The sequence below is a fragment of the Nocardioides furvisabuli genome, assembly GCF_021083185.1.
GTDB classification, from domain to species: domain Bacteria; phylum Actinomycetota; class Actinomycetes; order Propionibacteriales; family Nocardioidaceae; genus Nocardioides; species Nocardioides furvisabuli.
On sequence record NZ_JAIGQB010000002.1, the window covers coordinates 302,786 to 329,238 of the forward strand.

Below are 26,453 nucleotides of genomic sequence, written 5' to 3' on the forward strand. Positions count from 1 at the left end.
TCAGGCGTCAGCGGTGGCGACGTCCACCGTCGTGTCGACCCCCGCGACCGGGCGGGCGGCCTCGATCTCGCGGTAGGCCGTCTCGGCGGCGCCCTGCTCGGCCTCCTTCTTGGAGCGGCCGGTGCCGTTGCCGAGGACCTGCTCGCCGACGCGGACGCGCGCGACGAAGGTCTTCATGTGGTCGGGGCCGTCGTCCTCGATGAGGTATTCGGGGACGCCGAGGCCCAGGTCGGCCGACAGCTCCTGCAGGGAGGTCTTCCAGTCGAGGCCGGCGCCCATGGACGCGGCAGCCTCCATCACCGGGTCGAAGAGCCGGTGGACGACCTTGGCGGCCTCGTCGATGCCACCACTGAGGTGGATCGCGCCGATGACCGCCTCGACGGTGTCGGACAGGATCGAGGCCTTGTCGCGGCCACCGGTGGTCTCCTCGCCGCGGCCCAGCATGATGTGCTGGCCCAGGCCGATCTCCCGGGCGACGTCGGCCAGGGCGCGGGCGTTGACGACCGCGGCCCGCAGCTTGGCCAGCCGACCCTCGGAGAAGTCCGGGTGGGCGCGGTAGAGCGTCTCGGTGACCACGATCCCGAGCACGGAGTCCCCGAGGAACTCCAGGCGCTCGTTGGTCGGGATCTGCCCGTTCTCGTAGGCGAACGAGCGGTGCGTCAGGGCACGCTGCAGCAGCTCGGGATCCAGGACCGGATCACCGAGCGCTGCGCGGAGCTCGTCGGTGGTCAGAGGACCTGGCGACGGTCGGCCTTGGCGCCGTACTGGCCGCACTGGCCGCACGCACGGTGCGGGAGGTGCTTGGCACCGCAGGCGGGGTTGGCGCAGGTCGCGAGGGCAGGCGCGACGGCCTTCCACTGCGAACGGCGGTGACGCGTGTTGCTGCGCGACATCTTCCGCTTCGGAACAGCCATGGTGTGTCTCCTACTTACGTCGGCTTGCTTGGCCTTGCGTCTCCGTCCGGGGATTCCCGGTGGAGTCAGTCCTGGTCGTGCTGGGTGTCCTGCTGGAGGTCCTGCAGTCCCGCCCAGCGCGGGTCGATCGGTGCGTCGTGCGCGTGCTGCGGGTCGTCCGCGAGCCGCGCACCACATTCGGTGCACAGTCCGGGGCAGTCCTCGGAGCACAGCGGCTGGAACGGCAGTGCGAGCACCACCGCGTCCCGCAGCAGGGGCTCGAGGTCGACCAGGTCGTCCTCGAGCCGGCTGGTCTCGTCGTCGAGGTCACGGTCGTCGTGCTCCGTGGCCTTGTCGTGCTGGTCGGGATAGACGTAGAGCTCCTGCAACCGCGCGTGGATCTCGTCCTCGATCGGCTCCAGGCACCGTACGCACTCCCCCGCGAGCGTGGCCGTGGCCGTGCCCGTGAGCAGCACGCCCTCCATGACCGCCTCCAGGCGCAGGTCGAGGTCGACCGGCGATCCTTCGGGGACAGAGAGGACTTCGATGCCAAGTTCTGTCGGCGCCGGCACTGTCAGCTCGACTTCACGCTGGGACCCCGGGCGGCGGCCGAGCTCGCGGGTGTCAAGCACGAGCGGCGCCCTCGGGTCCAGGCTGGTCAAGACGAACTCCCACTACTGGACACAGACACAACCGGAGAATCGTATCCGTCACGGTGTGGCGGGGCAAAACGGGTGGGGGACGAGCCGCTCATCCCCGGCGCTCGGCCAGCCGGCGCACCAGCTGCTCACGGACCGGCTCGGGCACCAGGCCGCGTACGTCACCGCCCAGCGCCGCGACCTCCTTGATCAGGCTGGAGGACACGAACGCGTTGCCGACCGCACCGGGGAGGAAGACGGTCTCCACGTCGGTGAGGTGGGAGTTCATCTGGGCCATCGGGAGCTCGTACTCGTAGTCGCCGGCACCACGCAGGCCCTTGACGATCGCGACGGCATCGCTCTCGCGGCAGAAGTCGACGATCAGGCCGTCGAAGCCGGCGACCCGGACGTTGGTGATCGCGGAGGTGGCCTCCTCGAGCATCGCGATGCGCTCGTCGGGGGTGAAGAGACGGTTCTTGCTCATGTTGACGCCGACCGCGACCACGACCTCGTCGAAGAGCCGGGCGGCTCGCCCGATGATGTCGAGGTGGCCGTTGGTCACCGGGTCGAACGACCCGGGGCAGACAGCGCGACGCACAGGCGTCCTTCCCGTCGTGGAGCGGTCCCGGTCAGGGCGCCGGGGTGGCGTGACCGTACCAAAGCGCAGTCTCGCCGTAGCGCTTCGTACGGTCCTCCTCGATCCCGTCCGGCCACGAGACCTGGCTGCGCTTGGCGGCCCGCTCGACGATCACCAGGGCGCCGGGGACGAGCCAGCCGTGCGCGACGAGCGCCGTGAGGTCGGCGGTCACGTCAGCGTCGGGCATCGGGTAGGGCGGGTCGGAGAAGACCACGTCGTAGGGGGCGGCCGGCGGCGAGGCGAGCACCGTGGCGACCGTGCCGGCGATCACCCGTGCCCGGGAGAAGCCGAGCGTGGCGGCGTTGCGGGTGATGAGGGCGGCCGTGCGCCGGTCCTGCTCGACCATCGTCACCACCCCCGCACCGCGCGACCACGCCTCGAGTCCGACGGCCCCGGAGCCGGCGTAGAGGTCGAGGAACCGCAGCCCGTCGAGGGATCCGGTGCGCGACTCGACGGCGGAGAAGAGCGCCTCGCGCACCCGGTCGCTCGTGGGTCGCGTCGTCTGGCCGCGGGGCGTCTCCAGACGCCTACCCCCGGCCGTTCCCCCGATGATGCGAGTCATCTGCCCGTGCTCAGCCCTTCTCCATGAACTCCGACGCCGCCGAGCGCTCGACCTCGGCGACAGCGTCGGCGAGGTCGGGCGCCTGCGCCAGCGCAGGATCTTCGGAGAGTAGCGCCTCCGCGGCCTCGCGGGCACGCACGATCGTCTTCTCGTCGCGCAGCACGCGCAAGGAGACGAGCCCCGAGCGGAAGCCGGACTGGCTGGCGCCGAGCACGTCGCCCTCGCGCCGCTGCTCGAGGTCGACCCGGCTCAGCTCGAAGCCGTCGGTGGTGGACGCGACGGCGTCGAGCCGGTCGCGCGCGGGCGAGCCGAGCTCGGCGTGGGAGACCAGCAGGCACAACCCCGGCAGGCCCCCGCGGCCGACCCGACCACGCAGCTGGTGCAGCTGGGAGACGCCGAAGCGGTCGGCATCGAGGAGCACCATCGTGGTGGCGTTGTGCACGTCGACGCCGACCTCGATGACGGTCGTGGAGACGAGCACGTCGACCTCGCCCGCGGCGAAGGCGCGCATCGTGCGGTCCTTCTCGTCGGGGGCGAGGCGGCCGTGGAGCACCGCTGTCCGCAGGCCCGCGAGCGGGCCTCCGGAGAGCTCCGCGTGCACATCCTCGACCGCGGCGAGCGCGCGCTTAGGCGCGACCTCGGAGCCGTCCTCGTCGAGGTCGAGCTGGTCGCGCTCGCCCTCCTCGCCCGCGTCGCCGGAGATGCGCGGGCACACGACGTAGACCTGGTGGCCCTTCTCGACCTCCTCGCGCACCCGCTGCCACACCCGCTCGATCCAGGTGGGCTGGTCGGCGAGCGGGACGACGTTGGTCTGGATCGGGGCGCGTCCCGCGGGCAGCTCGGCCAGCACCGAGGTCTCGAGGTCGCCGAAGACGGTCATCGCGACCGTGCGCGGGATCGGCGTCGCCGTCATGACCAGCACGTGCGGCGGGGTGCCGGCCTTGTCGGTCAGGGCGGCCCGCTGCTCCACGCCGAAGCGGTGCTGCTCGTCGACCACGACCAGGCCGAGGTCGGCGAACTCGACGGTGTCCTGCAGCAGCGCGTGGGTGCCGATGACGATCCCGGCCTCGCCGGTCATGATCCGCAGCATCGCCTCCTGGCGCGCCGTGCGGCCCATCGAGCCGGTGAGCAGCACGACGGAGGTCGCCTCGGCGGCCCCGCCGAGCATCCCGCCCTGCGCGAGGTCGCCGAGCATCGCGGAGATGGAGCGGTGGTGCTGCTGGGCCAGGACCTCGGTCGGCGCGAGCAGCGCCGCCTGCCCGCCGGAGTCGACGACCTGGAGCATCGCGCGCAGCGCGACCAGCGTCTTGCCGGAGCCGACCTCGCCCTGGAGGAGCCGGTTCATCGGGTGGTCGCGGGCCAGCTCGCCGGCGACCACCTCGCCGATCTCGCGCTGCCCCCCGGTGAGCTCGAACGGCAGCCGGGCGTCGAAGGCCGCCAGCAGCCCATCGGGGCGACCGGGACGCGAACGCGCGCCCTGCTCACGGTGCGTGGCGCGGCGCCGCGCGAGCACGAGCTGGAGCACCAGCGCCTCCTCGAAGCGGAAGCGCTTCTGCGCCGCACCGAGCTGGCTCCAGTCGTCGGGACCGTGGATCCACCGGAGCGCCTGCATCACCGTGAGCAGCTCGAAGCGCTCGCGGAGCTCGGGGGTGAAGACGTCGGGCACTCCGGTGACGAGGTCGAGGGTGGCTGTGATGACCTTCTGCAGGTCCCACGTGTAGAGCTTCGCGGTGAGCGGGTAGACCGGGATCAGCTTGCTGAGCATCGCCCCCTCGTCACCGTCGAGGGCGAAGCCGTGGGCCTGCTCGAGCTGCCAGCTCCCGCGGAACTGCTTGGCCTTGCCGGTGAACAGCGCCCGGCTCCCCCACCCGAACTCGGCCTCGTGCCGGTCCGCGAGGTTCTTGTAGGGGCTGAACAGCGTCACGGAGAAGTCGGGGCCGTCGGTGCGCAGGCGGATCGTCGTACGCCACTGGCGACGGTTGCCGGCACTGAACGGGGCGCTGGAGCACGAGCGCACCTCCCCCACGATGGTGAGCTGCTCGCCGACGACCGGGGTGGCGACCTCGGAGAGCTCGGTGGCCGCGACGTAGCGGCGCGGGAAGTGGCGCAGCAGGTCACCGACGGTGCGCAGGCCGAGGCCCTCCTCGGCGAGCTTGCGCTTCTTGTGCGAGCTGCCGAAGACCGCCCCGATCGGGCTGTCCGGCGTGATGGCGACCATGGACGGCGCTCACTCGACGCTGACTAGCAGCGGGTAGCGGGGCTGGCCTCCGTCGTGGACGGCGACATCGACGTGGGGGTGGCGCTCCTCGACGTGGGCAGCGACGGCCGCAGCGAGCTCGACCCCACCCTCGCCGGAGACGATCGTGACCAGCTCGCCGCCACCGGCGAGCAGCCGCTCGAGGACCTCGTCGGCCACCACCTCGAGGTCGGTGCCGACGACGGCGAAGTCACCGGCGACCACGCCGAGCGCGTCACCGGGCTCGCACGGGCCGGCCATCGTGATGGCCCGGCGGGCTGCGACGGTGACCGCGCCGTGACGGGCGTGGCGGGCCGTGGCGGTCATCTCCCGGACGTCGGCGTCGAAGGCGCGGCCGGGCTCGTGCACCGAGATCGCGGCCAGACCCTGCACCTGCGCCTGGGTGGAGATCACCTCGACGGAGATGTCGTGCTCGGCCTCGGCGGTCCGGGCGGCGATCTCCGCGGCACGGACGGTGTCGCTGTCGTTGGGCAGCACGACGACCTCCGCGGCACCGCACCCGGTGATGGCCTCGAGCAGCTGGCCGGTCGAGGGACGCTGCCCCGGCCCGCCCTCGACGACGACGGCGCCCGCGGACTCGAAGAGCTCGGCCAGGCCGGGGCCGGCCGCCACCGCGACGACCCTGCGCCCGGTGCGGTCCGAGGTGCGTTGGCGTGCGGCGGCCACCTGCTCGGCGAAGTGGGTGACGCGGATCCGGTGCGGGCGGCCGGCCGTGATCCCCGCCTCGATGGCGGAACCGACGTCGTCGACGTGCACGTGGACGTTCCACAACCCGTCACCGCCGACGACCACGAGGCTGTCGCCCAGGCCGGCCAGCGTGCGGCGCAGCTCGCCGATGCGCTCGTCCTCGACCTCGGCGCCGACGTCGAGGAGGTACATCACCTCGTAGCCCGGTCCGTCCTCGGTGAGGTCGTCGCCGGGCACGGCAGGGGCTGCGACGGGGATGAGGTGGGTGCCGATGGGGGTGGTCCACGGCATCGGCCGGCGACCGGTGGCGGTGGTCTCGACCGCGTCGAGCACGACGGTGAGGCCGCGACCGCCCGCGTCGACGACGCCCGCCTGGGCCAGCACGGGCAGCTGCTCCGGCGTACGGGCGAGGGCGGTGCGGGCCGCTGCCGCAGCCGCGGTGAAGACGTCGCGGGCGCGGGCGCCCGGAAGCTCGGCGACGGCCAGCGCGGCGTCGGACGCGGCACGCGCGACGGTGAGGATGGTGCCCTCGACCGGGACGCCGACCGCGGCGTAGCTGGCGTCGGTGGCCGCGGCCATCGCCGCGGCGATCGTGCGGGCGCGACGGTCCTCGACCCCCGCGGCGGCGAGGTGGGTGACGTAGCCGCGGAGCATCTGGCTGAGGATCACGCCGGAGTTGCCCCGCGCCCCCATCAGCGCGGCGCGCGCCAGGAGCGCCATGCCCGTCTCGAGGGCCAGCCCGGGGTCGGCGGCGCGGGCGGCGCGCAGCTCGTCGCGGGCCGCGGAGACGGTGAGGAACATGTTGGTGCCGGTGTCGCCGTCAGGCACTGGGTAGACGTTGAGCGCGTCGATCTCCTCGCGCGCCGAGGACAGCGCGTCGGTGGCGATGTCGACGAACCGGGCGACCGCGTCGAGGGTGATGCCGTGGGTGACTGGCTCCATCGAGTCGGTGTGCTCCCGGGTGTGCTCCGGCCGCCGTGCGGGTCGGTCGTGTCTGGTGTGCTGAGCCTGGCTGGTGCGACCACGTGTCGCGCGCCACAGGGTAGTGCCCCGGTCCGACGGTGCCTGCGATTTCCTCCCCCGGACGGTCCTCGGCTACTCTTCTGCGGTTGCCTGTTGCTGCCACCTGGCGGTGTGCAGGCTGTGGATCTCTCTATCAACCTCGAACGGATCGGAGTGCACGGTGGCTGCCGTCTGCGACATCTGCGCCAAGAAGCCGGGCTTCGGAAACAACCGTCCCTGGTCGCGCAAGATCACGAAGCGTCGCTTCAACCCCAACATCCAGCGCGTCCGGGCGACCGTGAACGGCACGCCCAAGCGCCTCAACGTCTGCACCGGCTGCCTCAAGGCCGGCAAGGTCTCCCGCTGACCTGACCAGACTTCTGCAAGACCCCCGTCGCTCTGCGGCGGGGGTCTTGTGCGTGCGGGGGGCGTCCCCCCCTTGAGGGATCCCCGGCTGACCGGCTCTTCCTGAGGTTGTCAGGCCTTGCACGGGCCGACAACATGGGGGATCCCCGGCCAGCCGGGGATCCCTCGACGAGCTCAGAAGTGGGTCCAGCCGGGGGGGCCGTCGTACGCCGCTCCGTCGACCGTCACGCCCTCGCCCTCACGCACGTCCCCTACGACCTGCCAGCCGCCGGGCACCACCGCCGCGTCGGGGAAGGTCGCGAGGAGCGCGTGGTCGTCTCCCCCGCCGAGGATGAACTGCATCGGGTCCGCGCCCAGCGCAGCGCCGACCGCCTGGAGGGGCTCGGGGATCACGAAGGCGTCGGTGCGTACGTCGATCGCCACGCCGCTCGCCTCGGCGAGGTGCCCGGCCTCGGCGACGAGTCCGTCGGAGATGTCGATGAGGGAGGTCGCGCCGGCCTCGGCGGCCTGCTTGCCCGCGGCGTACGGCGTCTCTGGGCGGCGGTAGGCCTCGACGAGCACCCGCGGCGACCGGAACCCTCGCCCGAGGACGGCCAGGCCGCCCGCGGCCCAACCCTGGCGACCGACGAGCGCGAGGACGTCGCCCGGCTGCGCACCGGAGCGCAGCACGGGCGCCTGGGTGCACTGTCCCAGCACGGTCACCGCGATCACCACTTGGTCGGCGCGGGTGAGGTCGCCGCCGACGACGGTGGCGCCGACGCTCGCGCACTCCTCGGCGAAGCCCCGGGCGAAGTCGAGGGCCCACGCCACGGGCAGGTCCGCCGGGGCGGCGAGGCCGATCGTGAGGTGACGCGCGGTGCCGCCCATGGCGTTGATGTCGGAGAGGTTCTGCGCCGCGGCGCGGTGGCCGACGTCGGAGGCGCTGGCCCAGTCACGGCGGAAGTGCCGGCCCTCGACGACCATGTCCGTCGACACCACAACGTGGCCGTGCTTGATGCGCAGGACGGCGGCGTCGTCGCCGGGTCCGACGAGCACGTGCTCGTCGCCCTCGAAGATCTTCACGAGCTCGGAGATCAGGCCGAACTCACCTGCCTCGCCGAGGGTCGCGTCCGGAGTGAGGGCCATGTCTCCATCCCACCAGACAGCACGGTGATCACAGTCACCCATCCCCTGTCGGCCCGCCCGCGCCGCGCGGTAGGTTGACCACGACACACCCGCTGAACGAGACCGAGGAGTCCACGATGGTCGTCCAGGCCTACATCCTGATCCAGACCGACGTCGGCAAGGCCGCCGAGGTGGCCAAGGCCATCGCGCAGGTCAGCGGCGTCACGCTTGCTGAGGACGTCACCGGTCCCTACGACGTGATCGTCCGCGCCGAGGCGAAGAACGTCGACGAGCTGGGCAGGCTGGTGGTGTCGAAGGTGCAGAACCTCGACGGCATCACCCGCACCCTGACCTGCCCGGTCGTCCACATCTGATCCCTCTCACCACGAACCACGTGCACTCCCGCCGACGCCTCGGCCCTTCCACGGGCCGGGGCGTCGTCGCGTCCGCAGCCGTCTGCCTCGCCCTGGTCGCCTGCAGCCCCGGGACGGTCAGCATCGAGGAGCACGACCTCTCCGAGGCCGACCGGGCCGCGTGCGAGGCCCTCGTCGCAGACCTGCCCGACACCCTGGCCGGCGAGACGCGGACCGAGGTCGCACCCGACGGCGGGCCGGGCGCGGCCTGGGGCGATCCGGCGTACGTCCTCACGTGCGGTGTCCCGGAGCCCGACGACTACGAGCCGACCGCCGAGTGCAGCGTCATCGCGGGCGTGGGGTGGTACGTCACCGAAGACCAGCTCACCGACCTGTCCGAGGACGCGACCCCGATCGCGCTGACCCGTACGCCCTACGTCGAGGTGCGGGTGCCTGCCGACTACCGCACCGAAGGCATCGACCGCGCCCTCGCCGAGCTGGCGCCGCTCCTGCAGGAGCACCTGGACGAGGGCGTGCCCTGCCTCTAGGGACGGCCGCCCGTCAGCGCAGGCCGGTGTCGCGGCGCAGCGCGAGCTGGACGAGCCGGTCGACGAGCTCGGGGTAGGACATCCCCGTCGACGCCCACAGCTGGGGGTACATCGACGTCGGCGTGAAGCCGGGCATCGTGTTGAGCTCGTTGATCACCAGCGAGCCGTCGGGCATCACGAAGAAGTCCACGCGGGCAAGGCCCTCGCACGACAGCGCCTCGAAGGCGCGCACGGCCATCGCCCGCAGCTCCTGCTCGGTCTCGGCGGGGAGCACCGCGGGGATGACGATCTCGGTGTGCTGGTCGGCGAGGTACTTGGCCTCGAAGTCGTAGAACTCGTGGTCGCCGCCCGTGCGGACCTCGCCGGGCCGCGACGTCTCCGGCGGACCCTCGAACGTGCCGAGCACGCCGCACTCCACCTCGCGACCGCCCTCCATCGACTGCTCGACGAGGACCTTCGGGTCGTGGCGGAAGGCCTCGTCAAACGCCGCCTCGACCTCGCCGGCGTCGTGGAGCTTGCTGATGCCCATGCTCGAACCGGCGCGCGCGGGCTTGGCGAAGGAAGGGAATCCGAGGTCCTCGATCCGCGAGCGGCAGCCGACGGGGTCCTGCTCCCACTCCGAGCGGGTCACGACGATGCCGGGCGTCACCGGGAGGCCGGCGGACTGGAGCACGACCTTCATGAAGGCCTTGTCCATGCCGACCGCCGAGGCCAGCACACCCGAGCCGACGTAGCGCACGCCCGCCATCTCGAGCATTCCCTGCAGGGTGCCGTCCTCGCCCCAGGGACCGTGCAGCAGCGGGAAGACGACATCGACCTCACCGATGACCAACGGCACGCTGGCCGGCTCCGTGACCACGAGGTCGGTGCCGGTGGCGGCACCCATCAGCGCGACGGGCGAGCGCGCGCCGTCGACGGCGGGCAGGTCGCTGCCGCGGATCGCGAGCCGGCCCGGCTCGTCGACCTCGAGCACCCACCTCCCGTCGGCGGCGATGCCGACCGGGACCACGTCGTACGCCTCGCGGTCGATCGCTGCCAGCACGCTCCCCGCGGTGACGCACGAGATGCCGTGCTCGGAGGAGCGGCCGCCGAAGACGACGGCGACCCGGGGCTTGCGACCGGTCGTGTGCGAGGAGGTGTCGTTCATCGACCCGACCCTATCCACCTAGGCTTGCCGCCATGGCTCACGACCCGCAGCACAGGCCCGGCACCATCGCCGTCACGGCCGGGCGCCCCGAGAAGGCGCCGGACGCCCCGCTCAACACCCCGATCACCATGGCCGCGACCTACGTCGCGGGCGGCGAGGTGGAGTACGGCCGCTACGGCAACCCGACCTGGACCGCCCTCGAGGACGCGCTCGGCGCGCTCGAGGGTGGGCGCTGCCTGACCTTCGCCTCCGGCCTCGCGGCCGTGGCGACGGTGCTGGACCTCGTCGGCGCGGACGGCAAGGTCGTGGTGCCGCGGCACGCCTACACCGGAACGATCATGCAGCTCGGCGACCTGGAGTCGCGCGGGCGGCTTCACGCCGAGCTCGTCGACATCACCGACACCGAGGCCGTGGTCGCTGCCTGCGCAGACGCCGCACTCGTGTGGCTGGAGTCGCCCACCAACCCGGCGCTCGAGGTCGCGGACATCGCGACGATCACGGCCGCCGCCCACGAGGCCGGCGCCTACGTCGTGGTGGACAACACCTTCGCCACTCCCCTGCTCCAGCGCCCGCTCGAGCACGGCGTCGACCTCGTCGTGCACTCCGCGACCAAGTACCTCGCCGGCCACTCCGACGTGCAGATGGGCGCGATCGTCACCGGAGACGACGACCTCTGGACGGTGCTCAAGGGTCGCCGCGACCTCGTCGGCGCGATCCCGGGTCCGTTCGAGGCGTGGCTGACGCTGCGCGGCCTGCGCACCCTGCACCTGCGCGTCGAGCGCGCCCAGTCCAACGCCGAGGAGCTCGTACGCCGGCTCGGCGAGCACCCCGCGCTGTCGGAGGTCCGCTACCCGGGCTTCAGCGGCATCGTCAGCATCGTGCTCGCGCAGGGCGAGATGGCGGCCGACCTGCTCTGCCGCAAGACCCGCCTCTGGGTGCACGCGACCTCGCTCGGAGGGGTCGAGTCGACGCTCGAGCGCCGCCGGCGCTGGAAGGCCGAGGCCGCGACCATCCCCGAGGGGCTGGTGCGCCTGTCGGTCGGCGTCGAGGACGTCGAGGACCTCTGGGACGACCTGCGCGACGCGCTCGACGGGTGCGTCGGCTGAGGCCGACCGCCTGACGTCATGGAAGTCGGCGGTTCGAACCGCCACTTCCCATGACGTTGCGCGACAAGGTCCCGTAGGAGGTCTCGGTGGAGCTCCGTCGTGGCTCAGTGCAGCTCGGGCTTGGTGTCGCGCGCGATGAAGGAGTTCATCATGTCGAGCGCGGTCATCCGGCCGTCGACGACCGCGTCGACGGCCTGCGCGATCGGGGCGTCGACGCCGACGCTGTCGGCCAGCGCGAGCAGCGACTTGCAGGACTTGGCGCCCTCGGCGACCTGTCGCGTGGAGGCGTAGATCTCCTCGGTCGTCATCCCCTGGCCGAGGCGCTCGCCGAAGGTGCGGTTGCGCGAGAGCGGCGAGGAGCAGGTGGCGACGAGGTCGCCGAGGCCCGCGAGGCCCATCAGGGTGAGCGGGTTGGCGCCCTGCGCGGTGGCGAGGCGGGCGGTCTCGGCGAGCCCGCGCGTGATGACAGAGGCCGTGGTGTTGTCGCCGAAGCCGAGACCGACGGCCATGCCGACCGCGAGGCCGACGACGTTCTTGTAGGCACCGCCGATCTCGCACCCGAGCACGTCGACGGAGGTGTAGGGCCGCCACGACGGGCCGTGCGTGATCGCCTGCAGGTGCTTGGCGCGCTCCTCGTCGACGCAGGCGACGACCGACGCGGCCGGCTCACGGCGCGCGATCTCGCGGGCAAGGTTGGGTCCGCTGATCACCGCGATCCGGTTGGCGGACGCGTCGGTGACCTCCTGGATCACCTCGCTCATCCGCATCAGGGTCCCGAGCTCGACCCCCTTCATCAAGGACACCAGCGTCGCCTTCTCGGGCAGGATCGGCGCCCACGCGGTCAGGTTCTCCCGCAGTGACTGCGACGGGACGGTCAGCACCACGACGTCGGCGTCTGCCGCGACCTCCTCGGGGTCGGTCGATGCGCGGATCGAGGGCGGCAGCTCGATGCCGGGCAGGTAGTCGGTGTTCTCGCGGCGCTCGTTGACCGCCTCGACCACCTCGTCGCGGCGCGCCCACAGGGACACGTCGTTGCCGGCGTCGGCGAGGACCAGCGAGAAGGCGGTGCCCCACGATCCGGCACTGAACACTGCGATCTTCGTCATCGGGTGCGCTTCCTCTTCGTCCGGTGGGGGTCGTACGGGTTGCCGGTCTCGCGTACGCCGCTGCGGCGCGGGTCGAACCGGTCGGTCGGGGGCGTCTCGCCGCGGAGGTCGGCCACGACGGCGGTGATCGCCGTCATGATCCGTTCGGTGGCCTGCGCCGTGGTCTCCGGCGTGTGCGGCGCGGCGACCAGGTCGTCGAGCGGCACGGGGTCGCCGGCCTTCATCACGATGTTCTTGCGCGGCACGAGGTGCGGGCGCTTGGTGTAGGGAGGCAGGACCTCGTGCGCGCCCCACTGGCCGACGGGGATCACGGGACAGCCCGTCGCCAGCGCGATGCGTGCGGCGCCGGTCTTGCCCTTCATCGGCCACAGGTGTGGGTCGCGGGTCAGTGTCCCCTCGGGGTAGATGACGATGCACTCGCCCTCGCCTATCGCACGCACCGCGGCGTCGTAGGCACCGACCGCGTTGCGGGTCAGTCGCTCGACGGGGATCTGCCCGGCCGCGGAGAGCAGGCCACCGAGGTACCTGTTCTGGAACAGACCCGACTTGGCGAGGTAACGCGGCACCCGTCCGTGGTCGTAGACGAAGTGCGCGGACAGCAGCGGGTCGACGTGGGAGATGTGGTTGAGGGCGATGATGCACCCGCCGGTGGCGGGGATCTTCTCGCCGTCGATCCAGGTGCGCGACGTGGCGGTGAGCAGGGTCGGCTTGAGGATCGAGGCCGCGACGGTGATCGCCCAGCCGCGTGGGCGCTCCAGCTTCCTGACGCGCACCGACACCTCCCGCTCCCACGGGCCTCGCCCGGACGCTCCCTGCGTCGCCAGCAGGCTACTCGGTCACCCGCCCTGCGGGACCCCAGCGGCACGCTGGTCCCGGGTGGCAGGATTCGCGGTGATGACCAGCCCCCCGCCGACCGATGCCGACACGCCGCGCTGCGTGGTCGTCGTACCCGTCAAGCCGCCGGCGCACGGCAAGTCCCGTCTCGTGGGTCTCGACGACGAGCGACGCCGGCAGCTCGCCGAGGCATTCGCGCTCGACACCGTGCAGGCGGCCGTCGCGACGCCCGGCGTCGCGCGGGTGCTCGTGGTCACCGATGACTTCCGCCTGGCCGCGCCCATGCGGGCCCTCGGCGCCGAGGTGATGCCCGACGGGGCCAGCGAGGACCTCAACGAGACCCTCGTGCAGGCCGTCGCGGAGGTCGTACGCCGCTGGCCGGGCGCGGTGCCGGTCGCGCTGTGCGCCGACCTGCCGGGTCTGCGTTCCGCCGAGCTCGCCGCGGCGCTGGAGGACGTGGTGACGCAGGTCGATGCCGGTCACGCCGCCTTCGTCCGGGACCGGACCGGCACGGGCACCACGACGTACGCCGCTCCTGCCGCACAGTTCGCGCCGCAGTTCGGCATGGAGTCGGCGGCGCGCCACGCGGCGTCGGGTGCGGTCGAGGTCGGAGCCTCCGCGCGCAGCCTGCGGGCGGACGTCGACGACCTCCTCGACCTGGGTGCCGTCCTCGTCGGTGGCGTGGGACCGCACACCGCCCGGGCATGCGGAAGGCGGGCCACCCCACTGGGGTGACCCGCCTCGTCGCGGTCCGGGAGTGCTGGAGCCTCAGGACTTCTTGGCGGTCTTCTTGGCCGCGGCCTTCTTGGCCGGGGTCGCCTTCTTGGCGGGGGCCTTCGTGGCCGTCGACGTGGCGGCCGCCTTCTTCGCCGGCGTGGCCTTCTTCGCCGCGGACGTCGAGGCCGTCGTCGTCTTCTTCGCCGGGGTCGTCTTCTTCGCCGTGGTGGCCTTGGACGCGGACGCCTTGGTGGCCGGGGCCTTCTTCGCAGCGGTCTTCTTGGCGGGGGTCGCCTTCTTCGCGGACGTCGTCTTGGCGGGCGCCTTCTTCGCGGACGTCTTCGTGGCCGGGGCGGCCTTCTTCGCCGGCGTCGACTTCCTGGTCGCGGCACCGGTGACGGCGGCAGCCGCCGCACGCACGCTGGCCGGGGGCTTGGGCATCGTCGCGGCCGTCAGCTTCGGCAGCTTCTTCGCGCCCGCGACGACGTCCTTGAGCTCCTTGCCCGCGGAGAACTTCGGCACGGCCTTCTTCTTCGACTTCATCCGCTCGCCCGTCTGCGGGTTGCGGACCCAGCGCGCGTTGCGCACGGCCTTCTCGAACGAGCCGAAGCCGGTGATGGCGACCTTCTCGCCCTTGGCCACCTCACGGGTGATGGTGTCGAGCACCGACTCCAGTGCGTGGGCCGCCTGCTTGCGGTTCCCCTCGTAACGCGCGGCGAGCGCGTCGATGAGCTCTGACTTGTTCACTAGCTTCCCTTCCCAATGAACCTGCGAAGCCGAGCTCGTGCTCGACCCTCTGCAAGGCACGCTAGGCACATGGGAGGGTGAGGACAATCACCATCGCCCTTGTTTGTGGGGCTTTTTCAGGCCGTGACGGGCTTCCAGCTCGGCCGGGACGCCTCGAAGTCGGCGATGTCGGTGTCGTGCCCGAGGGTGATGCCGATGTCGTCGAGTCCCTCCAGCAGGCGCCAGCGGGTGTAGTCGTCGATGTCGAAGGAGTCCTCGACGGCGTCCTCACCGGCGCCGGCCCGGACCGTACGGCTCTCCAGGTCGACGGTGACCTCGCCGCCCGGGTTGTCCTCGAGCCAGTCCCACAGGCGCTGCACGACCTTCTCGTCGACCTGCGCGGCGACCAGCCCGGCCTTGCCGGAGTTGCCGCGGAAGATGTCGGCGAAGCGCGAGGAGATGACGGCCCGGAAGCCGTAGTTCTGCAAGGCCCACACGGCATGCTCGCGCGAGCTGCCGGTGCCGAAGTCCGGACCCGCGACCAGCACCGACCCGCTGGCGTAGGCGGGGTCGTTGAGCACGAAGTCGGGATCTCCCCGCCACGCGGCGAACAGCCCGTCCTCGAACCCGGTGCGGGTCACGCGCTTGAGGTAGACCGCGGGGATGATCTGGTCGGTGTCGACGTTGCTGCGCTTCAGCGGGACGCCGACGCCGGTGTGGGTGGTGAACTTGTCCATGGGTCAGACCTCCTGGAGATCGGCGGGCGACGAGAGGGTGCCGCGCACGGCGGTGGCGGCGGCGACGGGCACGGACACCAGGTGCGTACGACCGCCCTTGCCCTGCCGCCCCTCGAAGTTGCGGTTCGACGTCGACGCGCTCCGCTCGCCCGGGGCGAGCTGGTCGGGGTTCATGCCCAGGCACATCGAGCAGCCTGCCCCGCGCCACTCCGCACCCGCGGCGAGGAAGACCTTGTCGAGTCCCTCGGCCTCGGCCTGAAGGCGGACGCGCACCGAGCCCGGCACCACGAGGAGGCGCGTGTCGTCGGCGACGTGGCGACCCTCGAGGATCGACGCCGCCAGGCGCAGGTCCTCGATGCGTCCGTTGGTGCAGGAGCCGACGAAGACGGTGTCGACCTTGACCTCGCGCAGCGGCGTGCCGGCCTCCAGGCCCATGTAGTGCAGGGCCTTCTCGGTCGCGACCTTGTCGTTGGGCTCGCCGAAGTCGTCGGGGCTCGGGATGGTGGCGCCCAGCGGCGCACCCTGACCGGGGTTGGTGCCCCAGGTGACGAACGGCGTCATCGTGGACGCGTCGAGCTCGATCTCACGATCGAACACGGCGTCGTCGTCGGTGCGCAGGGTCTTCCAGTGCGCGACGGCAGCGTCCCAGTCGGCACCCTTCGGCGCCTCGGGCTTGCCCTCGATGTAGTCGAAGGTCGTCTGGTCGGGAGCGATCAGACCGGCCTTCGCGCCCCACTCGATCGACATGTTGCACACGGTCATCCGGCCCTCCATCGAGAGCTCCTCGATGGCCTGGCCGCGGTACTCCACGATGTAGCCCTGGCCCCCACCGGTGCCGGTGTGGGTGATGAGGGTGAGCACCATGTCCTTGGCGGTGACGCCCTCGGGCAGGCTGCCGTTGATCGTGACGGCCATCGTCTTCGGGCGGGCCTGGGTCAGCGTCTGGGTGGCGAGCACGTGCTCGACCTCGGAGGTGCCGATGCCGAAGGCGATCGCACCGAAGGCGCCGTGCGTGGAGGTGTGCGAGTCACCGCACACGATGGTCATCCCGGGCTGCGTCAGGCCGAGCTGCGGACCGACGACGTGCACGATGCCCTGCTCGACGTCGCCGAGCGGGTGGAGGCGGACGCCGAAGTCGGCACAGTTCTTGCGCAGCGTCTCGACCTGCGTGCGGCTCACGGGGTCGGCGATCGGCTTGTCCCAGTCGACCGTGGGGACGTTGTGGTCCTCGGTGGCCAGCGTCAGGTCGGGGCGGCGCACCGTGCGACTGGCGAGGCGCAGGCCGTCGAAGGCCTGCGGCGAAGTCACCTCGTGGAGGAGGTGGAGGTCGATGTAGAGCAGGTCGGGCTCTCCCGGGGCGCTCCGGACGACGTGCTCGTCCCAGACCTTCTCGGACAGGGTCTTGCCCATGACACAAACTCCTTCTGCTCCATTGCGGTAGGACGACGCTACATCTTGCATCCCACTCTCTGAGATGAGAATATCGGCATATGGACAACGGATCTGGTGTCGGCGTGCTGGACAAGGCCGCCCTCGTGCTCGCGGCCCTCGAGGCCGGACCGGCCACCCTGGCCGGGCTCGTCGCCGGCACCGGGCTGGCCCGCCCGACCGCCCACCGCCTCGCGGTCGCGCTCGAGCACCACCGCCTCGTCGCCCGCGACATGCAGGGCCGCTTCGTGCTCGGCCCCCGCCTCTCCGAGCTCTCCGCGGCCGCCGGCGAGGACCGCCTGCTGGCCGCCGCCGGCCCGGTCCTGGCGCGACTGCGCGACATCACCGGCGAGTCCGCCCAGCTCTGGCGCCGCCAGGGCGAGCACCGCGTCTGCGTCGCCGCCGCCGAGCGCCCCTCCGGCCTGCGCGACACCATCCCGGTCGGCTCGCAGCTGACGATGAACGCCGGCTCGGCCGCTCAGATACTGCTGGCCTGGGAGGACCCGGAGCGCATGCACCGCGGCCTCCAGAACGCCGCCTTCTCCGCCACCGCGCTCTCCGGCATCCGCCGCCGCGGCTGGTCGCAGTCGGTCGGCGAGCGTGAGCAGGGCGTCGCGTCGGTCTCCGCCCCGGTCCGCTCCCCCGGCGGCAAGGTCATCGCCGCGGTCTCGGTCTCCGGTCCGCTCGAGCGCCTCTCGCGCCAGCCCGGCCGCATGCACGCACCCGCGGTGCTCGCCGCCGCCGACCGCCTCTCGGAGTCCCTCCGCCGCGCCGCCGCCGAGTGACGACCGGGCACTTCCTCGCGCTGAGGGACGCTGACCGGGCACTTCCTCGCGCTCGGTGTCGCCCTCAGCGCCAGGAAGTGCCCGGTGACCCGAATCCACCGCGAGGAAGTGCCCGCTCGACCTAGACCTAGAACAAGGCCTGCTGCTCCAGCTCGAGCAGCAGCTGCTTGCGCTCGAGCCCGCCGGCGTACCCGGTCAACGTGCCGTTGGCGCCGATGACCCGGTGGCACGGGACGACGATCGGGATCGGGTTGCGGCCGTTGGCCAGGCCGACGGCGCGCGAGGCGGCGTTGGTCATCCCGAGGCGGCCGGCGATCTCGCCGTAGGACGCCGTCTCGCCGTACGCGATGCGACCCAGCTGCTCCCACACCCGCTGCTGGAAGCCGGTGCCGATCGGCGCGAGCGGCAGGTCGAAGTCGGTGAGCCGGCGGTCGAAGTACGCCGCCAGCTGGCGCCTTGCCTCGACCAGCACGGGCTCGCGGTCGGAGCGGGCCCCGAGGGGGCGCCCGTCGGCGGGTGGGCGGAACGGCGAGAACTCAATCGCCACGATCGAGCCGTCGCGCTCGACGATGCGCAGGTCGCCGATGGGCGAGGGCAGCACGGTCCACATGTCAGGTCTCCTTCGCCGGGCGGGGCGCCGCGGCCGGGTGGTTGTCAGGGGTCGGGGTGGGTGGCATGAGCGGGTTCCACAGGTGCATCAGGGCGTAGGAGCGCCACGGCCGCCAGGAGTGCGGGTCTGGCTCGGAGCCGCCGGCAGCCAGGCCCGAGAGCACCCGGCGCACGGCGAGGTCGGTGGGCAGGAAGACGTCGGGGTGCCCGAGCGCCCGCATGGCGACGTAGTCAGCGGTCCACGGCCCGATGCCGGGCAGGGCGAGCAGCGCGCGGCGTACGTCGTCACGGTCGGGGCCGCGGTCCAGCACGACCTCGCCGCGCGCCAGGGCGCTCGCCAGCCCGACGAGCGCGCGACCGCGGGCCCGTGGCATCGGCAGGGTCTCGGGATCGACGCCGGCCAGCGTGGCGGCGTCCGGGAACAGGTGGGTGAGGCCGGGGACGGGTGAGTCGACCGGATGGCCGTGCGCGGCCACGATGCGGCCGGCCACGGTGCGTGCGCCGGTGACGCTGACCTGCTGACCGATGACGGTGCGCACGGCGGTCTCGTCGCCGTCGACCTGGCCCGGGACCCGCAGTCCCGGCGTGGCGCGCACCAGCTCGCCGAGGACGGGGTCGGCGCCGAGGTGCGCGTCGACGGCCCCGGGGTCGCAGTCGGCGTCGAGCAGGCGGCGTACGCGCTCGCTGGCGGCGGCGGTGTCGCGCAGGTCGGCGAGCCAGAACTCGGCCTCCACGAAGCCGGTGCCCGCGGCGGGCGGCAGGTCCTCCAGACGCAGCCGGACCGTGCCGGGGCCGTGCGGGAGGTCGAGGGTGCGGGCGTAGCAGGCGGGCGCGGCCACCTCGACGCCCGGGACGAGGTGGTAGGCGAGGAAGTCGAGGAGCCGTCCGCCCGCGAAGGGCGTGCGCACGGCCAGCCGCATGGCCAGCGAGCCCGACGGCCGGCCGTCACGGGGCGAGCGTCGCCTCCCCCGCAACAGGCTCGGCGAAGCGTCGTAGACCTCGCGCACGGTCTCGTTGAACTGACGGACGCTGGCGAAGCCGGCGGCGAAGGCCACGTCGGTGACGGCGAGGTCGGTGGTCTCCAGCAGGATCCGCGCGGTCTGCGCGCGACGGGCGCGGGCCAGGGCGAGCGGCGTGGCGCCCAGCTCCTGGGTGAGCAGCCGACCGAGGTGCCGCGGGGTGTAGCCGACGCGACGGGCCAGGCCGTCCACCCCCTCGCGGTCGACGAGCCCGTCGGCGATCAACCGCATGGCGCGGCCCGCGACGTCGGCGGCGACGTCCCACTCGGGGCTGCCGGGCGTGGCGTCGGGCAGGCAGCGCTTGCAGGCCCGGTAGCCCGCGGCGTGGGCGCTCGCGGCCGTGGCGTGGAAGGTGACGTTGGCGGGCGCCGGGGTGCGCGCCGGGCAGGAGGGCCGGCAGTAGATCCCCGTGGTGCGCACCGCTGTGTAGAAGACACCGTCGAAGCGCCGGTCCCGGCTCTGCACGGCGCGGTAGCACGCGTCGGTGTCGAGGTGTCCGGACGGCGTCATGCCCCGAGTCTGACGACTCGGGGCATGACACACCAGCGGAAAACGGACACGGGGGGAACGGCGCTCCTGGTGCCCGCGCCGGAGGAGGCCGATCAACACCGAAGGGCCCGGTCTGATGACCGGGCCCTTCGTCCTGCGTTGGTACCCCCGACCGGATTTGAACCGGCGTTACCGCCGTGAGAGGGCGACGTCCTAGGCCGCTAGACGACGGGGGCTTGCAGATGCCGCTCAGTGAGCGGCGGAGAGAACATTATCGAAGATGATGTCCTGCTCCAAATCCGGGGCCTTGCGGTCCGGATTCGCTGGGGTACTAGGACTCGAACCTAGAACAACTGGACCAGAACCAGCCGTGTTGCCAATTACACCATACCCCATGGGGGTATCGATCCGATCGCTTGCGATCGTCCCGACCACCACGCAGTTCCTTGCGGAACCGATCCCGAACGTTACACGCGCGGGGGCGAGCCTTCCAAAACGGGGTCCTCGACACGGGCGGGCGCTCCCCCGACCGGCGGCCCGACGTCGACCAGGCCCATCGCTTTCGCGACCCACGACGCGAGCCCGAGGTAGACCAGGGACTGGACCAGCGTGGACACGATCATCCACGGGCTCGCCGGACCGGTCGCGTTGAGCGCCTCGGTCATGTCGCCGAACGCCAGCGCCATGCCGTAGGCCAAGAAGTTGTTGAGCACGTGCATCGCGATGGCCGCCTCCAGGCCACCGGTGCGGATCACGAGGATGCCCGCCACCACGCCGAAGGCGAACCGGTCGAAGAAGACCGGGGCGCTCTGCCCGACGCCGTGCGCGAGTGCGAAGAGCAGCGACGGGACGACCACCGCCAGCACGAGCGACACCCGCCGCCACCGCAGCAGCGAGCCGAACGCCTGGGTGAGGTAGCCGCGGAAGACGTACTCCTCCCCCGCCGCCTGCAGCGGCGTCAGCAGGGCGATCACCAGCAGGAAGTCGCGGGTGGTGCTGGTGAAGTCGTTGAGCGCACCCACGGGTTCGGCGCCGTCCGCCACCGGCAGGAACAGCGCCACGCCCAGGCTGGCCACCAGGGCGAACACCGAGAGCGGCAGGCAGGCCAGCAGGAAGCGCCAGCGCAGCCGCGGCGCCACCGACGAGAGCCAGCGCGGCTTGAGCCGGTGGAAGAGCCACAGCACGAGCCAGCTGGACGCTATGGCCGAGCCGAGTAGGACGTTGAGCACCGCAAGGCCCATCGGCGTGACGCCCTGGGTGACGTCGAGCAGGGACCCGGCGTCCTCCACGCTGGTGCCGCCCGCGACCAGGGCCACCAGCGCGACCAGGCCGAGCACGGCCGGCACGATCCCGAAGACCATCACCAGGAGCACCGCAGACCCCACCAGGGAGCGCCACCAGCCGCGGCGGCCGACCCGGTGGAGCTCGTGGTAGCGCGGCCGGAAGTCGGGCGCGAGCTCAGTGGTCATGGCGTCGTCATGCCAGCGCGGACGTCAGCCGCGACAGGCTGCGCTCGCGGCCGAGCAGCTCCATCGACTCGAACAGTGGCGGGCTGATGCGCTTGCCGGACACCGCCACTCGCACCGGCCCGAAAGCCACCCGGGGCTTGAGCTCCATGCCCTCGATCAGCGCCACCCGGAGCGACTCCTCGATGGCGGCGGTCGACCACTCGTGCAGGCCCGAGAGGGCGTCGTACGCCGCCTGGACGACGCCGCGGCCGGTCTCGTCGAGCAGCTTGGCGACGTCGTCGGGGTCGCGCTCGAAGTCGGCCTCGTCGACGAAGAGGAAACCCAGCATGGGGGCGGCCTCGGTGAGCTTGTTGATGCGCTCGCCCACGAGCGGCATCGCCAGCTCCAGCATCTGCGCGTCGGCGTCGTTGACCGGGTCACCGACGACACCTGCCTCCTTGAGGAACGGCAGCACCCGGTGGGTGATGTCGTCGAGCGGCAGGAGCCGCATCTGGGCGGTGTTGATGGCCTCGGCCTTCTTGAGGTCGAAGCGCGCGGGGTTGGGGTTGACGTCGTTGATGTCGAACGCCTCGACCATCTCCGCCATGGAGAACACGTCGCGGTCACCCGAGATCGCCCAGCCGAGCAGCGCGAGGTAGTTGAGCAGGCCCTCGGGCAGGAAGCCCTGCTCGCGGTAGGCCAGCGCGTGCGCCTCGGGGTCGCGCTTGGAGAGCTTCTTGTTGCCCTGGCCCATGACGTAGGGCAGGTGGCCGTAGACGGGCACGGACCCGGCGACGCCGAGGGCGACCAGCGCCTCGAAGAGCGCCAGCTGGCGCGGGGTGCTGGAGAGCAGGTCCTCGCCGCGCAGGACGTGGGTGATCTCCATCAGCGCGTCGTCGACCGGGTTGACCAGGGTGTAGAGCGGGTCGCCGTTGGCGCGCGAGAGCGCGAAGTCGGGGACGTTCTCGGTCTCGAAGGTGATGTCGCCGCGGACCGCGTCGGTCCAGGTGATGGAGCCGTCGGGCATCCGGAACCGCACGATCGGCGCACGACCCTCCACCTCGAAGGCGGCCCGCTGCTCGGGCGAGAGCTCGCGGCAGAAGCCGTCGTAGCCCTGCATCTTCGAGCCCGACGCCTGCCGGCGGGCGGTGACCTCGTCATTGGTGCAGAAGCAGTCGTAGGAGTAGGACGAGTCGCGCAGCTGCGCCAGCACGTCGCGGTAGATGTCGCCGCGCTCGCTCTGCCTGTAGGGGCCGTGCGGCCCGCCGACCTCGATGCCCTCGTCCCAGTCGAGCCCGAGCCAGCGCCACAGCTCGACGATGGCGTCGTACGACTCCTGGGTGCTGCGCTCCTTGTCGGTGTCCTCCATCCGGAAGACGATCGACCCGCCGTGGTGGCGCGCGAAGGCCCAGTTGAACAGGGCGGTGCGCACCAGGCCGACGTGCGGCGACCCGGTGGGCGAGGGACAGAAGCGGACGCGGACGGGGCTCGTCATGGGGTGTCAGTTCCTCTTGGAGACGGTGTTGGTCAGGGCGCCGATGCCGGCGATCGAGATCTCGACCTCGTCACCGACCTGCATGGGGCCGACACCCTCGGGGGTGCCGGTGAGGATGACGTCTCCGGGCAGCAGCGTCATCACCGACGAGACGTGCGCGACCAGCGCGGGGACGTCGAAGATCATGTCGGCGGTCGTGCCGTCCTGGACCACGTCGCCGTTGAGGAAGGTCTGCACCGCACGGCCGTCGACGAAGTCCTGCGGGTCGAGGTCGGTCTCGATCCAGGGCCCCAGCGGGCAGAAGGAGTCGAAGCCCTTGGCGCGGGTGAACTGCCCGTCCGACTTCTGCAGGTCGCGTGCGGTCACGTCGTTGGCGATCGTGTAGCCGAAGATCACGTCGGTGGCCTGCTCGACCGGGACGTCGCGGCAGATGCGCCCGATGACGACGGCCAGCTCTCCCTCGTAGTGGAGGTCGCTGGTCTGGGGCGGGTACTGGATCGGGTCGCCGGGCCCGACGACGGTGGTGTTGGGCTTGAGGAACATCAGCGGCTCGGCCGGCACCTCCCCGCCCATCTCCGCGGCATGGGCGGCGTAGTTCCTGCCGATCCCGACCACCTTGCTGCGCGGGATGATCGGCGCGAGGAGGCGTACGTCGCTGAGCGCGTACTGCTCCTCGAGCACCTTGATCCCGACGTAGAGGGGGTCGCCGGCGAGGGCGACGACGACGGAGTCCTCGGCAGGCTGGCCGAGCTCGTCAACCTCTCCCGTCACGACGCCGAACCGCGGCTCCTCGCCCGTGCTGAATCGACAGATGCGCATGCACCGAGCCTATCGAGCGGCCGCTCGCCGCAGCGCATCGAGACTGACGGCGACGTCCTCGTCCGTCGTCGACCAGTTGCTGACGCTGACCCGGAGCACCGCCCGGCCGCGCCACCGCGAACCCGTCGTCCATGCCGTCCCGTCAGCGAGCATCGCCTCGACGACCCCGCGCGTGTGGTCGTCGCCTCCGAAGCTCGCGCACACCTGGGTGAAGTCGACGTCGTTGAGCACCTCGGCGCCGTCGATGGCGGCGATCCCGTCGGCGAAGGCCCGCGCGTGGGCGCAGAAGCCGTCGACGAGGTCGGCGACGCCATTGCGCCCCAGCGCCCGCAGCACCGCCCAGACGGGGAAGGCACGGCCGCGGCGACTGATCTCGGGGACCTTGTCGAGCGGCTCGCCGGCGACGTCGTGGATGAGGTAGTCGCCGTGCATGCCCATCGCCGCCCGCAGCGCAGCACGGTCGCGGACGATCGCGAGGCCGCAGTCGTAGGGGACGTTGAGGGTCTTGTGGGCGTCGGTGGCCCACGAGTCGGCGTCCTCGAAGCCGGCGACGAGGTGGCGGCGGGCGGGCGACGCGGCGGCGAAGAGCCCGAAGGCGCCGTCGACGTGCACCCAGGCCCCCGCGTCGTGGGCGGCGGCGATGCAGGGTGCGAACGGGTCGAAGGCGCCGGAGTGCACGTTGCCGGCCTGGAGGCAGACGGTGGTCGGACGGCCGTCCCCGGCCTCGAGCGCCGCGGCGAGGGCCGCCGGCTCGATCCGACCCTGGTCGTCGGCGGCGACCGCCTCCGGGCTGCCGAGCCCGAGGTAGCGCAGCGCCAGGTCGATGGTGTCGTGCCGCTCCGCGCCCACCAGGACGCGTACGCCCGGGGAGTCGGCCAGTCCCTGCGTCGCCACGTCCCAGCCGTGCCGACGCAGCACCTCGTCACGGGCAGCGGCCAGGCAGGTGAAGTTGGCCATCGTCCCGCCGGTGACGAAGCCGACGGCGCCGCCCGGCGGGAGCCCGAGCAGGTCGAGCAGCCACGCCTCGGTGAGATCCTCGACGGCCGAGTGCGCCGGGGTGAGGACTCGCAGTCCGGTGTTCTGGTCCCAGGCGCTCACCAGCCAGTCGACCGCGAGGGCTGCGGGGTGCGTGCCGCCGATGACGAAGCCGAAGAACCGGCCGCCGGGCATGGCGGTCAGCCCCGGGTCGCAGGCCGCCGCGAGCTCGTCGACGACCGCGGCGATGTTCGTCGGGCCGGCGGGAAGCACCCGCTCGAGCCGCCCGGCCATCTCCTCGGACGTGAGCCGCGGCGGCACGGGGCGTGCGGCCAGCGAGTCGAGCCACTGCACGGCGAGGGCGTGGGCGCGGTCGAGGCCGGCACCGCGGTCGTTGTCCATCTCGTCAGTGTCCGCCCGAGCGCCCTCACGCACTAGCCTCGGACTGGTGAAGGTGCTCCCCGCGGCCGAGTGGCGTCCCCTGGCCGACGCCCACGCCGCGCGCGTCGACGCGTTCGTCGAGCCGCACCTCGCGCGGCGCTCGGAGCAGGTCACGCACCCGGTCCACGACTTCCTCTTCACCTACTACTCCCAGCGCCCGGCCCAGCTGCGCCGCTGGCACCCGGGCTTCGGTGTCGCACTCGAGGACGCCCCGGACCACGCCGGGCTCAAGGGCTACGGAGCCGATCCGGTCACGGTGACCGATGCGTACGTCCTCGCGCAGCGCCCGCTGCTCACCCAGCTGCACACCCTCCTGTCGGCGACCGCCGGGCGGGCCCCGCAGTTCGGCTGCTTCGGCCTGCACGAGTGGGCGATGGTGCACCGCGCAGCGGAGTACGGCACCCGCCACGACTGGCCGCTGCGGCTCGGCCCGGAGGGCACCGACGCCGTCGTGGAGTCGCACCGCATCGGGTGCTCGCACTTCGACGCCTTCCGCTTCTTCACCCCCTCGGCGCGCGGGCTCAACACCCTCCAGCCCGGCCGCGACGACCGGCCGGCCTTCGAGCAGCCGGGCTGCCTCCACGCCGGGATGGACCTCTACAAGCACGCCTTCCGGCTCTCTCCGATGATCAGCAGCGACCTGGTGGCCGACTGCTTCGAGCTGGCCCGCGACATCCGGGTGCTCGACATGCGCGCGGCGCCGTACGACCTCGCCGATCTCGGTCTCGAGCCGGTGCGGATCGAGACGGCCGAGGGCAAGGCGGCGTACGTCGAGGCGCAGCGCGGGTTCGCCGAGCGCGGGGCGCCGCTGCGGGCGCGGCTGCTCGAGGAGTGCGAGCGGCTGCTCCTGGCTCAGAACTCGTAGCCGAAGGCCTCGATCGTGTCGGCGAACACGTCGGCGACCCGCTGCCGGGAGGCGTCGGAGTAGAGCTCGCGGTAGTGCCCGGCGGGGCGGGCGTTGCCCTTCGCGCGCGGCAGGTCAGGCTCCCCCGGCAGGCCGAGACGGCCCCAGACCTCACCGAGCTCGGCGTCGAGGTTCTCATAGCGCAGGACCCGGTCGAGCACCATCTGGCCGCGGATGCGGTAGAGGCGACGGTTGTTGGCGAGCTGCTCGATCCAGATCTCCTGGACGTAGCTCTCGAAGTCCGGCAGCTCGGGGCGGTCCTTGTACTTCCAGAAGTAGAGCGAGACCACCGCGTCCCACGGGTTCCGCTCGATCGCGAAGGTGTAGTAGTCGTCGAAGGCCTGCGCCCCGACGAGGTCGCGGGTGGCCTTGGCGCCCATGTGGTTGTACGCCTTGCGCGGCAGCGGCGGCGACTCGAAGTTCTGCGGCGCGCGGCCCCCGGCTGCGGCGCGCAGGGCCTCGTCCTCGGGGCTGATCTCGGTGATGATGTCGTCGGGCCCGCACACCTTCGACAACGCGATCTCCACGCTCGTGCCCGCGGTCTTGCGGGTCTTGAGGAAGATGAAGCGGTGCTGGTGGGACGCGATCACGGGCAGAACCCTATCCGTCCGACCGCGGATA

28 protein-coding genes and 2 tRNA genes are annotated in these 26,453 nt (G+C 72.1%); 7 read left to right on the plus strand and 23 right to left on the minus strand.

Features of this window, described 5'->3' with window-relative positions; all coding sequences use genetic code 11:
* The 7 genes from rnc to K4G59_RS04655 all read right to left on the minus strand — a co-directional run bounded on the left by rnc (window position 1) and on the right by K4G59_RS04655 (window position 6,616).
* Window positions 1-774 carry a ribonuclease III gene (gene rnc, locus K4G59_RS04625; protein ID WP_372461789.1) on the minus strand — a complete coding sequence of 258 codons (774 nt, stop codon included), beginning with the start codon at window positions 772-774 and terminating at the stop codon, window positions 1-3.
* Window positions 729-914, minus strand: a complete 186-nt coding sequence (gene rpmF / locus K4G59_RS04630; RefSeq protein WP_207082025.1) for a 50S ribosomal protein L32 — start codon at window positions 912-914, stop codon at window positions 729-731. The genes rnc and rpmF overlap by 46 nt, the downstream gene beginning before the upstream one ends.
* A 65-nt stretch (window positions 915-979) precedes the next feature.
* Window positions 980-1,555: a YceD family protein gene (locus tag K4G59_RS04635; protein WP_231249649.1), complete on the minus strand. Its 576-nt coding sequence runs from the start codon at window positions 1,553-1,555 to the stop codon at window positions 980-982.
* Between the two features lie 88 nt (window positions 1,556-1,643).
* Window positions 1,644-2,129: a pantetheine-phosphate adenylyltransferase gene (gene coaD / locus K4G59_RS04640; RefSeq protein WP_231249650.1), complete on the minus strand. Its 486-nt coding sequence runs from the start codon at window positions 2,127-2,129 to the stop codon at window positions 1,644-1,646.
* 31 nt (window positions 2,130-2,160) lie between these two features.
* Window positions 2,161-2,730, minus strand: coding sequence for a 16S rRNA (guanine(966)-N(2))-methyltransferase RsmD (rsmD, locus tag K4G59_RS04645; protein WP_231249651.1), 570 nt, complete (start codon window positions 2,728-2,730; stop codon window positions 2,161-2,163).
* Between the two features lie 10 nt (window positions 2,731-2,740).
* Window positions 2,741-4,948, minus strand: coding sequence for an ATP-dependent DNA helicase RecG (locus K4G59_RS04650; protein ID WP_231249653.1), 2,208 nt, complete (start codon window positions 4,946-4,948; stop codon window positions 2,741-2,743).
* A gap of 9 nt (window positions 4,949-4,957) precedes the next feature.
* Complete coding sequence (locus tag K4G59_RS04655; RefSeq protein ID WP_231249654.1) at window positions 4,958-6,616, minus strand: DAK2 domain-containing protein; 1,659 nt, start codon at window positions 6,614-6,616, stop codon at window positions 4,958-4,960.
* Window positions 6,617-6,857: 241 nt separating this feature from the next.
* On the opposite strand from K4G59_RS04655, the gene rpmB reads away from it, so the two are divergent.
* On the plus strand, window positions 6,858-7,043 hold the full coding sequence (rpmB, locus tag K4G59_RS04660) for a 50S ribosomal protein L28 (RefSeq protein WP_056602600.1): 186 nt from the start codon (window positions 6,858-6,860) through the stop codon (window positions 7,041-7,043).
* A 173-nt stretch (window positions 7,044-7,216) separates the two neighbouring features.
* Here rpmB and K4G59_RS04665 read toward each other — a convergent pair whose 3' ends face one another.
* Entirely contained in the window at window positions 7,217-8,167 is a 951-nt protein-coding gene (locus K4G59_RS04665) for a thiamine-phosphate kinase (RefSeq protein WP_231249656.1), read from the minus strand.
* 116 nt (window positions 8,168-8,283) lie between these two features.
* Here K4G59_RS04665 and K4G59_RS04670 point away from each other — a divergent pair, with 116 nt between their 5' ends.
* Together K4G59_RS04670 and K4G59_RS04675 are read left to right on the plus strand one after the other, a co-directional pair.
* Entirely contained in the window at window positions 8,284-8,520 is a 237-nt protein-coding gene (locus tag K4G59_RS04670) for an Lrp/AsnC family transcriptional regulator (RefSeq protein WP_231249658.1), read from the plus strand.
* A 20-nt stretch (window positions 8,521-8,540) separates the two neighbouring features.
* Window positions 8,541-9,047 (plus strand): DUF3515 domain-containing protein, encoded by a 507-nt coding sequence (locus K4G59_RS04675; protein ID WP_231249660.1) that lies wholly within the window; start codon window positions 8,541-8,543, stop codon window positions 9,045-9,047.
* Between the two features lie 13 nt (window positions 9,048-9,060).
* On the opposite strand, the gene K4G59_RS04680 is transcribed toward K4G59_RS04675, so the two are convergent.
* Entirely contained in the window at window positions 9,061-10,194 is a 1,134-nt protein-coding gene (locus K4G59_RS04680; protein WP_231249661.1) for a D-alanine--D-alanine ligase family protein, read from the minus strand.
* A gap of 32 nt (window positions 10,195-10,226) precedes the next feature.
* Between K4G59_RS04680 and K4G59_RS04685 the strand changes: the two genes are divergently transcribed.
* On the plus strand, window positions 10,227-11,300 hold the full coding sequence (locus tag K4G59_RS04685) for a trans-sulfuration enzyme family protein (RefSeq protein ID WP_231249663.1): 1,074 nt from the start codon (window positions 10,227-10,229) through the stop codon (window positions 11,298-11,300).
* 104 nt (window positions 11,301-11,404) lie between these two features.
* Here K4G59_RS04685 and K4G59_RS04690 read toward each other — a convergent pair whose 3' ends face one another.
* A complete protein-coding gene (locus tag K4G59_RS04690; protein WP_224276613.1) occupies window positions 11,405-12,406 on the minus strand; it encodes an NAD(P)H-dependent glycerol-3-phosphate dehydrogenase in 1,002 nt (333 codons plus the stop codon).
* A complete protein-coding gene (locus K4G59_RS04695) occupies window positions 12,403-13,179 on the minus strand; it encodes a lysophospholipid acyltransferase family protein (RefSeq protein WP_231249665.1) in 777 nt (258 codons plus the stop codon). Before K4G59_RS04695 ends, K4G59_RS04690 begins: the two co-directional genes overlap by 4 nt.
* A 121-nt stretch (window positions 13,180-13,300) precedes the next feature.
* Between K4G59_RS04695 and cofC the strand changes: the two genes are divergently transcribed.
* Window positions 13,301-13,975, plus strand: a complete 675-nt coding sequence (gene cofC / locus K4G59_RS04700; RefSeq protein ID WP_231249666.1) for a 2-phospho-L-lactate guanylyltransferase — start codon at window positions 13,301-13,303, stop codon at window positions 13,973-13,975.
* Window positions 13,976-14,008: 33 nt separating this feature from the next.
* On the opposite strand, the gene K4G59_RS04705 is transcribed toward cofC, so the two are convergent.
* The 3 genes from K4G59_RS04705 to leuC form a co-directional block, all read right to left on the minus strand.
* A complete protein-coding gene (locus K4G59_RS04705) occupies window positions 14,009-14,704 on the minus strand; it encodes an HU family DNA-binding protein (protein ID WP_231249667.1) in 696 nt (231 codons plus the stop codon).
* Between the two features lie 116 nt (window positions 14,705-14,820).
* Window positions 14,821-15,420, minus strand: a complete 600-nt coding sequence (gene leuD, locus K4G59_RS04710) for a 3-isopropylmalate dehydratase small subunit (protein WP_231249669.1) — start codon at window positions 15,418-15,420, stop codon at window positions 14,821-14,823.
* Window positions 15,421-15,423: 3 nt separating this feature from the next.
* Complete coding sequence (gene leuC / locus K4G59_RS04715) at window positions 15,424-16,830, minus strand: 3-isopropylmalate dehydratase large subunit (RefSeq protein ID WP_231249671.1); 1,407 nt, start codon at window positions 16,828-16,830, stop codon at window positions 15,424-15,426.
* 80 nt (window positions 16,831-16,910) lie between these two features.
* Between leuC and K4G59_RS04720 the strand changes: the two genes are divergently transcribed.
* The gene (locus tag K4G59_RS04720) at window positions 16,911-17,633 is read left to right on the plus strand and encodes an IclR family transcriptional regulator (protein ID WP_207082043.1); all 723 of its coding nucleotides are present in this window, start codon (window positions 16,911-16,913) and stop codon (window positions 17,631-17,633) included.
* A 127-nt stretch (window positions 17,634-17,760) separates the two neighbouring features.
* Here the strand turns inward: K4G59_RS04720 and K4G59_RS04725 are convergent, their stop codons facing one another.
* From K4G59_RS04725 to K4G59_RS04760, 8 genes are all read right to left on the minus strand, one after another.
* Complete coding sequence (locus K4G59_RS04725; protein WP_231249672.1) at window positions 17,761-18,243, minus strand: methylated-DNA--[protein]-cysteine S-methyltransferase; 483 nt, start codon at window positions 18,241-18,243, stop codon at window positions 17,761-17,763.
* Window position 18,244: 1 nt separating this feature from the next.
* Window positions 18,245-19,771 (minus strand): DNA-3-methyladenine glycosylase 2 family protein, encoded by a 1,527-nt coding sequence (locus K4G59_RS04730; RefSeq protein ID WP_231249673.1) that lies wholly within the window; start codon window positions 19,769-19,771, stop codon window positions 18,245-18,247.
* A 139-nt stretch (window positions 19,772-19,910) separates the two neighbouring features.
* Window positions 19,911-19,986 (minus strand) — tRNA-Glu (locus K4G59_RS04735).
* Window positions 19,987-20,073: 87 nt separating this feature from the next.
* Window positions 20,074-20,145, minus strand: a tRNA-Gln gene (locus K4G59_RS04740).
* 72 nt (window positions 20,146-20,217) lie between these two features.
* A complete protein-coding gene (locus K4G59_RS04745; protein ID WP_231249675.1) occupies window positions 20,218-21,219 on the minus strand; it encodes a CPBP family intramembrane glutamic endopeptidase in 1,002 nt (333 codons plus the stop codon).
* A gap of 7 nt (window positions 21,220-21,226) precedes the next feature.
* Window positions 21,227-22,693: a glutamate--tRNA ligase gene (gltX, locus tag K4G59_RS04750; protein WP_231249676.1), complete on the minus strand. Its 1,467-nt coding sequence runs from the start codon at window positions 22,691-22,693 to the stop codon at window positions 21,227-21,229.
* Window positions 22,694-22,699: 6 nt separating this feature from the next.
* Window positions 22,700-23,512 (minus strand): fumarylacetoacetate hydrolase family protein, encoded by an 813-nt coding sequence (locus K4G59_RS04755; RefSeq protein ID WP_231249677.1) that lies wholly within the window; start codon window positions 23,510-23,512, stop codon window positions 22,700-22,702.
* 9 nt (window positions 23,513-23,521) lie between these two features.
* Window positions 23,522-24,889, minus strand: a complete 1,368-nt coding sequence (locus tag K4G59_RS04760) for a pyridoxal phosphate-dependent decarboxylase family protein (RefSeq protein WP_231249678.1) — start codon at window positions 24,887-24,889, stop codon at window positions 23,522-23,524.
* Between the two features lie 46 nt (window positions 24,890-24,935).
* On the opposite strand from K4G59_RS04760, the gene K4G59_RS04765 reads away from it, so the two are divergent.
* The gene (locus K4G59_RS04765; RefSeq protein ID WP_231249679.1) at window positions 24,936-25,793 is read left to right on the plus strand and encodes a 3-methyladenine DNA glycosylase; all 858 of its coding nucleotides are present in this window, start codon (window positions 24,936-24,938) and stop codon (window positions 25,791-25,793) included.
* On the opposite strand, the gene K4G59_RS04770 is transcribed toward K4G59_RS04765, so the two are convergent.
* Complete coding sequence (locus K4G59_RS04770) at window positions 25,781-26,422, minus strand: sulfotransferase family protein (RefSeq protein WP_231249681.1); 642 nt, start codon at window positions 26,420-26,422, stop codon at window positions 25,781-25,783. The two genes, K4G59_RS04765 and K4G59_RS04770, sit on opposite strands and share 13 nt — an antisense overlap.
* Window positions 26,423-26,453: the final 31 nt, after the last annotated feature.

Excerpts from the sequence above, each read along its gene's own strand:
- rpmF (WP_207082025.1), bottom strand. The coding sequence starts at position 914 with ATGGCTGTTCCGAAGCGGAAGATGTCGCGCAGCAACACGCGTCACCGC.
- rsmD (WP_231249651.1), bottom strand. The coding sequence starts at position 2,730 with ATGACTCGCATCATCGGGGGAACGGCCGGGGGTAGGCGTCTGGAGACG.
- K4G59_RS04650 (WP_231249653.1), bottom strand. The coding sequence starts at position 4,948 with ATGGTCGCCATCACGCCGGACAGCCCGATCGGGGCGGTCTTCGGCAGC.
- K4G59_RS04655 (WP_231249654.1), bottom strand. The coding sequence starts at position 6,616 with ATGGAGCCAGTCACCCACGGCATCACCCTCGACGCGGTCGCCCGGTTC.
- K4G59_RS04665 (WP_231249656.1), bottom strand. The coding sequence starts at position 8,167 with ATGGCCCTCACTCCGGACGCGACCCTCGGCGAGGCAGGTGAGTTCGGC.
- K4G59_RS04670 (WP_231249658.1), top strand. The coding sequence starts at position 8,284 with ATGGTCGTCCAGGCCTACATCCTGATCCAGACCGACGTCGGCAAGGCC.
- K4G59_RS04680 (WP_231249661.1), bottom strand. The coding sequence starts at position 10,194 with ATGAACGACACCTCCTCGCACACGACCGGTCGCAAGCCCCGGGTCGCC.
- K4G59_RS04685 (WP_231249663.1), top strand. The coding sequence starts at position 10,227 with ATGGCTCACGACCCGCAGCACAGGCCCGGCACCATCGCCGTCACGGCC.
- K4G59_RS04690 (WP_224276613.1), bottom strand. The coding sequence starts at position 12,406 with ATGACGAAGATCGCAGTGTTCAGTGCCGGATCGTGGGGCACCGCCTTC.
- cofC (WP_231249666.1), top strand. The coding sequence starts at position 13,301 with ATGACCAGCCCCCCGCCGACCGATGCCGACACGCCGCGCTGCGTGGTC.
- leuD (WP_231249669.1), bottom strand. The coding sequence starts at position 15,420 with ATGGACAAGTTCACCACCCACACCGGCGTCGGCGTCCCGCTGAAGCGC.
- leuC (WP_231249671.1), bottom strand. The coding sequence starts at position 16,830 with ATGGGCAAGACCCTGTCCGAGAAGGTCTGGGACGAGCACGTCGTCCGG.
- K4G59_RS04720 (WP_207082043.1), top strand. The coding sequence starts at position 16,911 with ATGGACAACGGATCTGGTGTCGGCGTGCTGGACAAGGCCGCCCTCGTG.
- K4G59_RS04725 (WP_231249672.1), bottom strand. The coding sequence starts at position 18,243 with ATGTGGACCGTGCTGCCCTCGCCCATCGGCGACCTGCGCATCGTCGAG.
- K4G59_RS04730 (WP_231249673.1), bottom strand. The coding sequence starts at position 19,771 with ATGACGCCGTCCGGACACCTCGACACCGACGCGTGCTACCGCGCCGTG.
- K4G59_RS04745 (WP_231249675.1), bottom strand. The coding sequence starts at position 21,219 with ATGACCACTGAGCTCGCGCCCGACTTCCGGCCGCGCTACCACGAGCTC.
- gltX (WP_231249676.1), bottom strand. The coding sequence starts at position 22,693 with ATGACGAGCCCCGTCCGCGTCCGCTTCTGTCCCTCGCCCACCGGGTCG.
- K4G59_RS04755 (WP_231249677.1), bottom strand. The coding sequence starts at position 23,512 with ATGCGCATCTGTCGATTCAGCACGGGCGAGGAGCCGCGGTTCGGCGTC.
- K4G59_RS04760 (WP_231249678.1), bottom strand. The coding sequence starts at position 24,889 with ATGGACAACGACCGCGGTGCCGGCCTCGACCGCGCCCACGCCCTCGCC.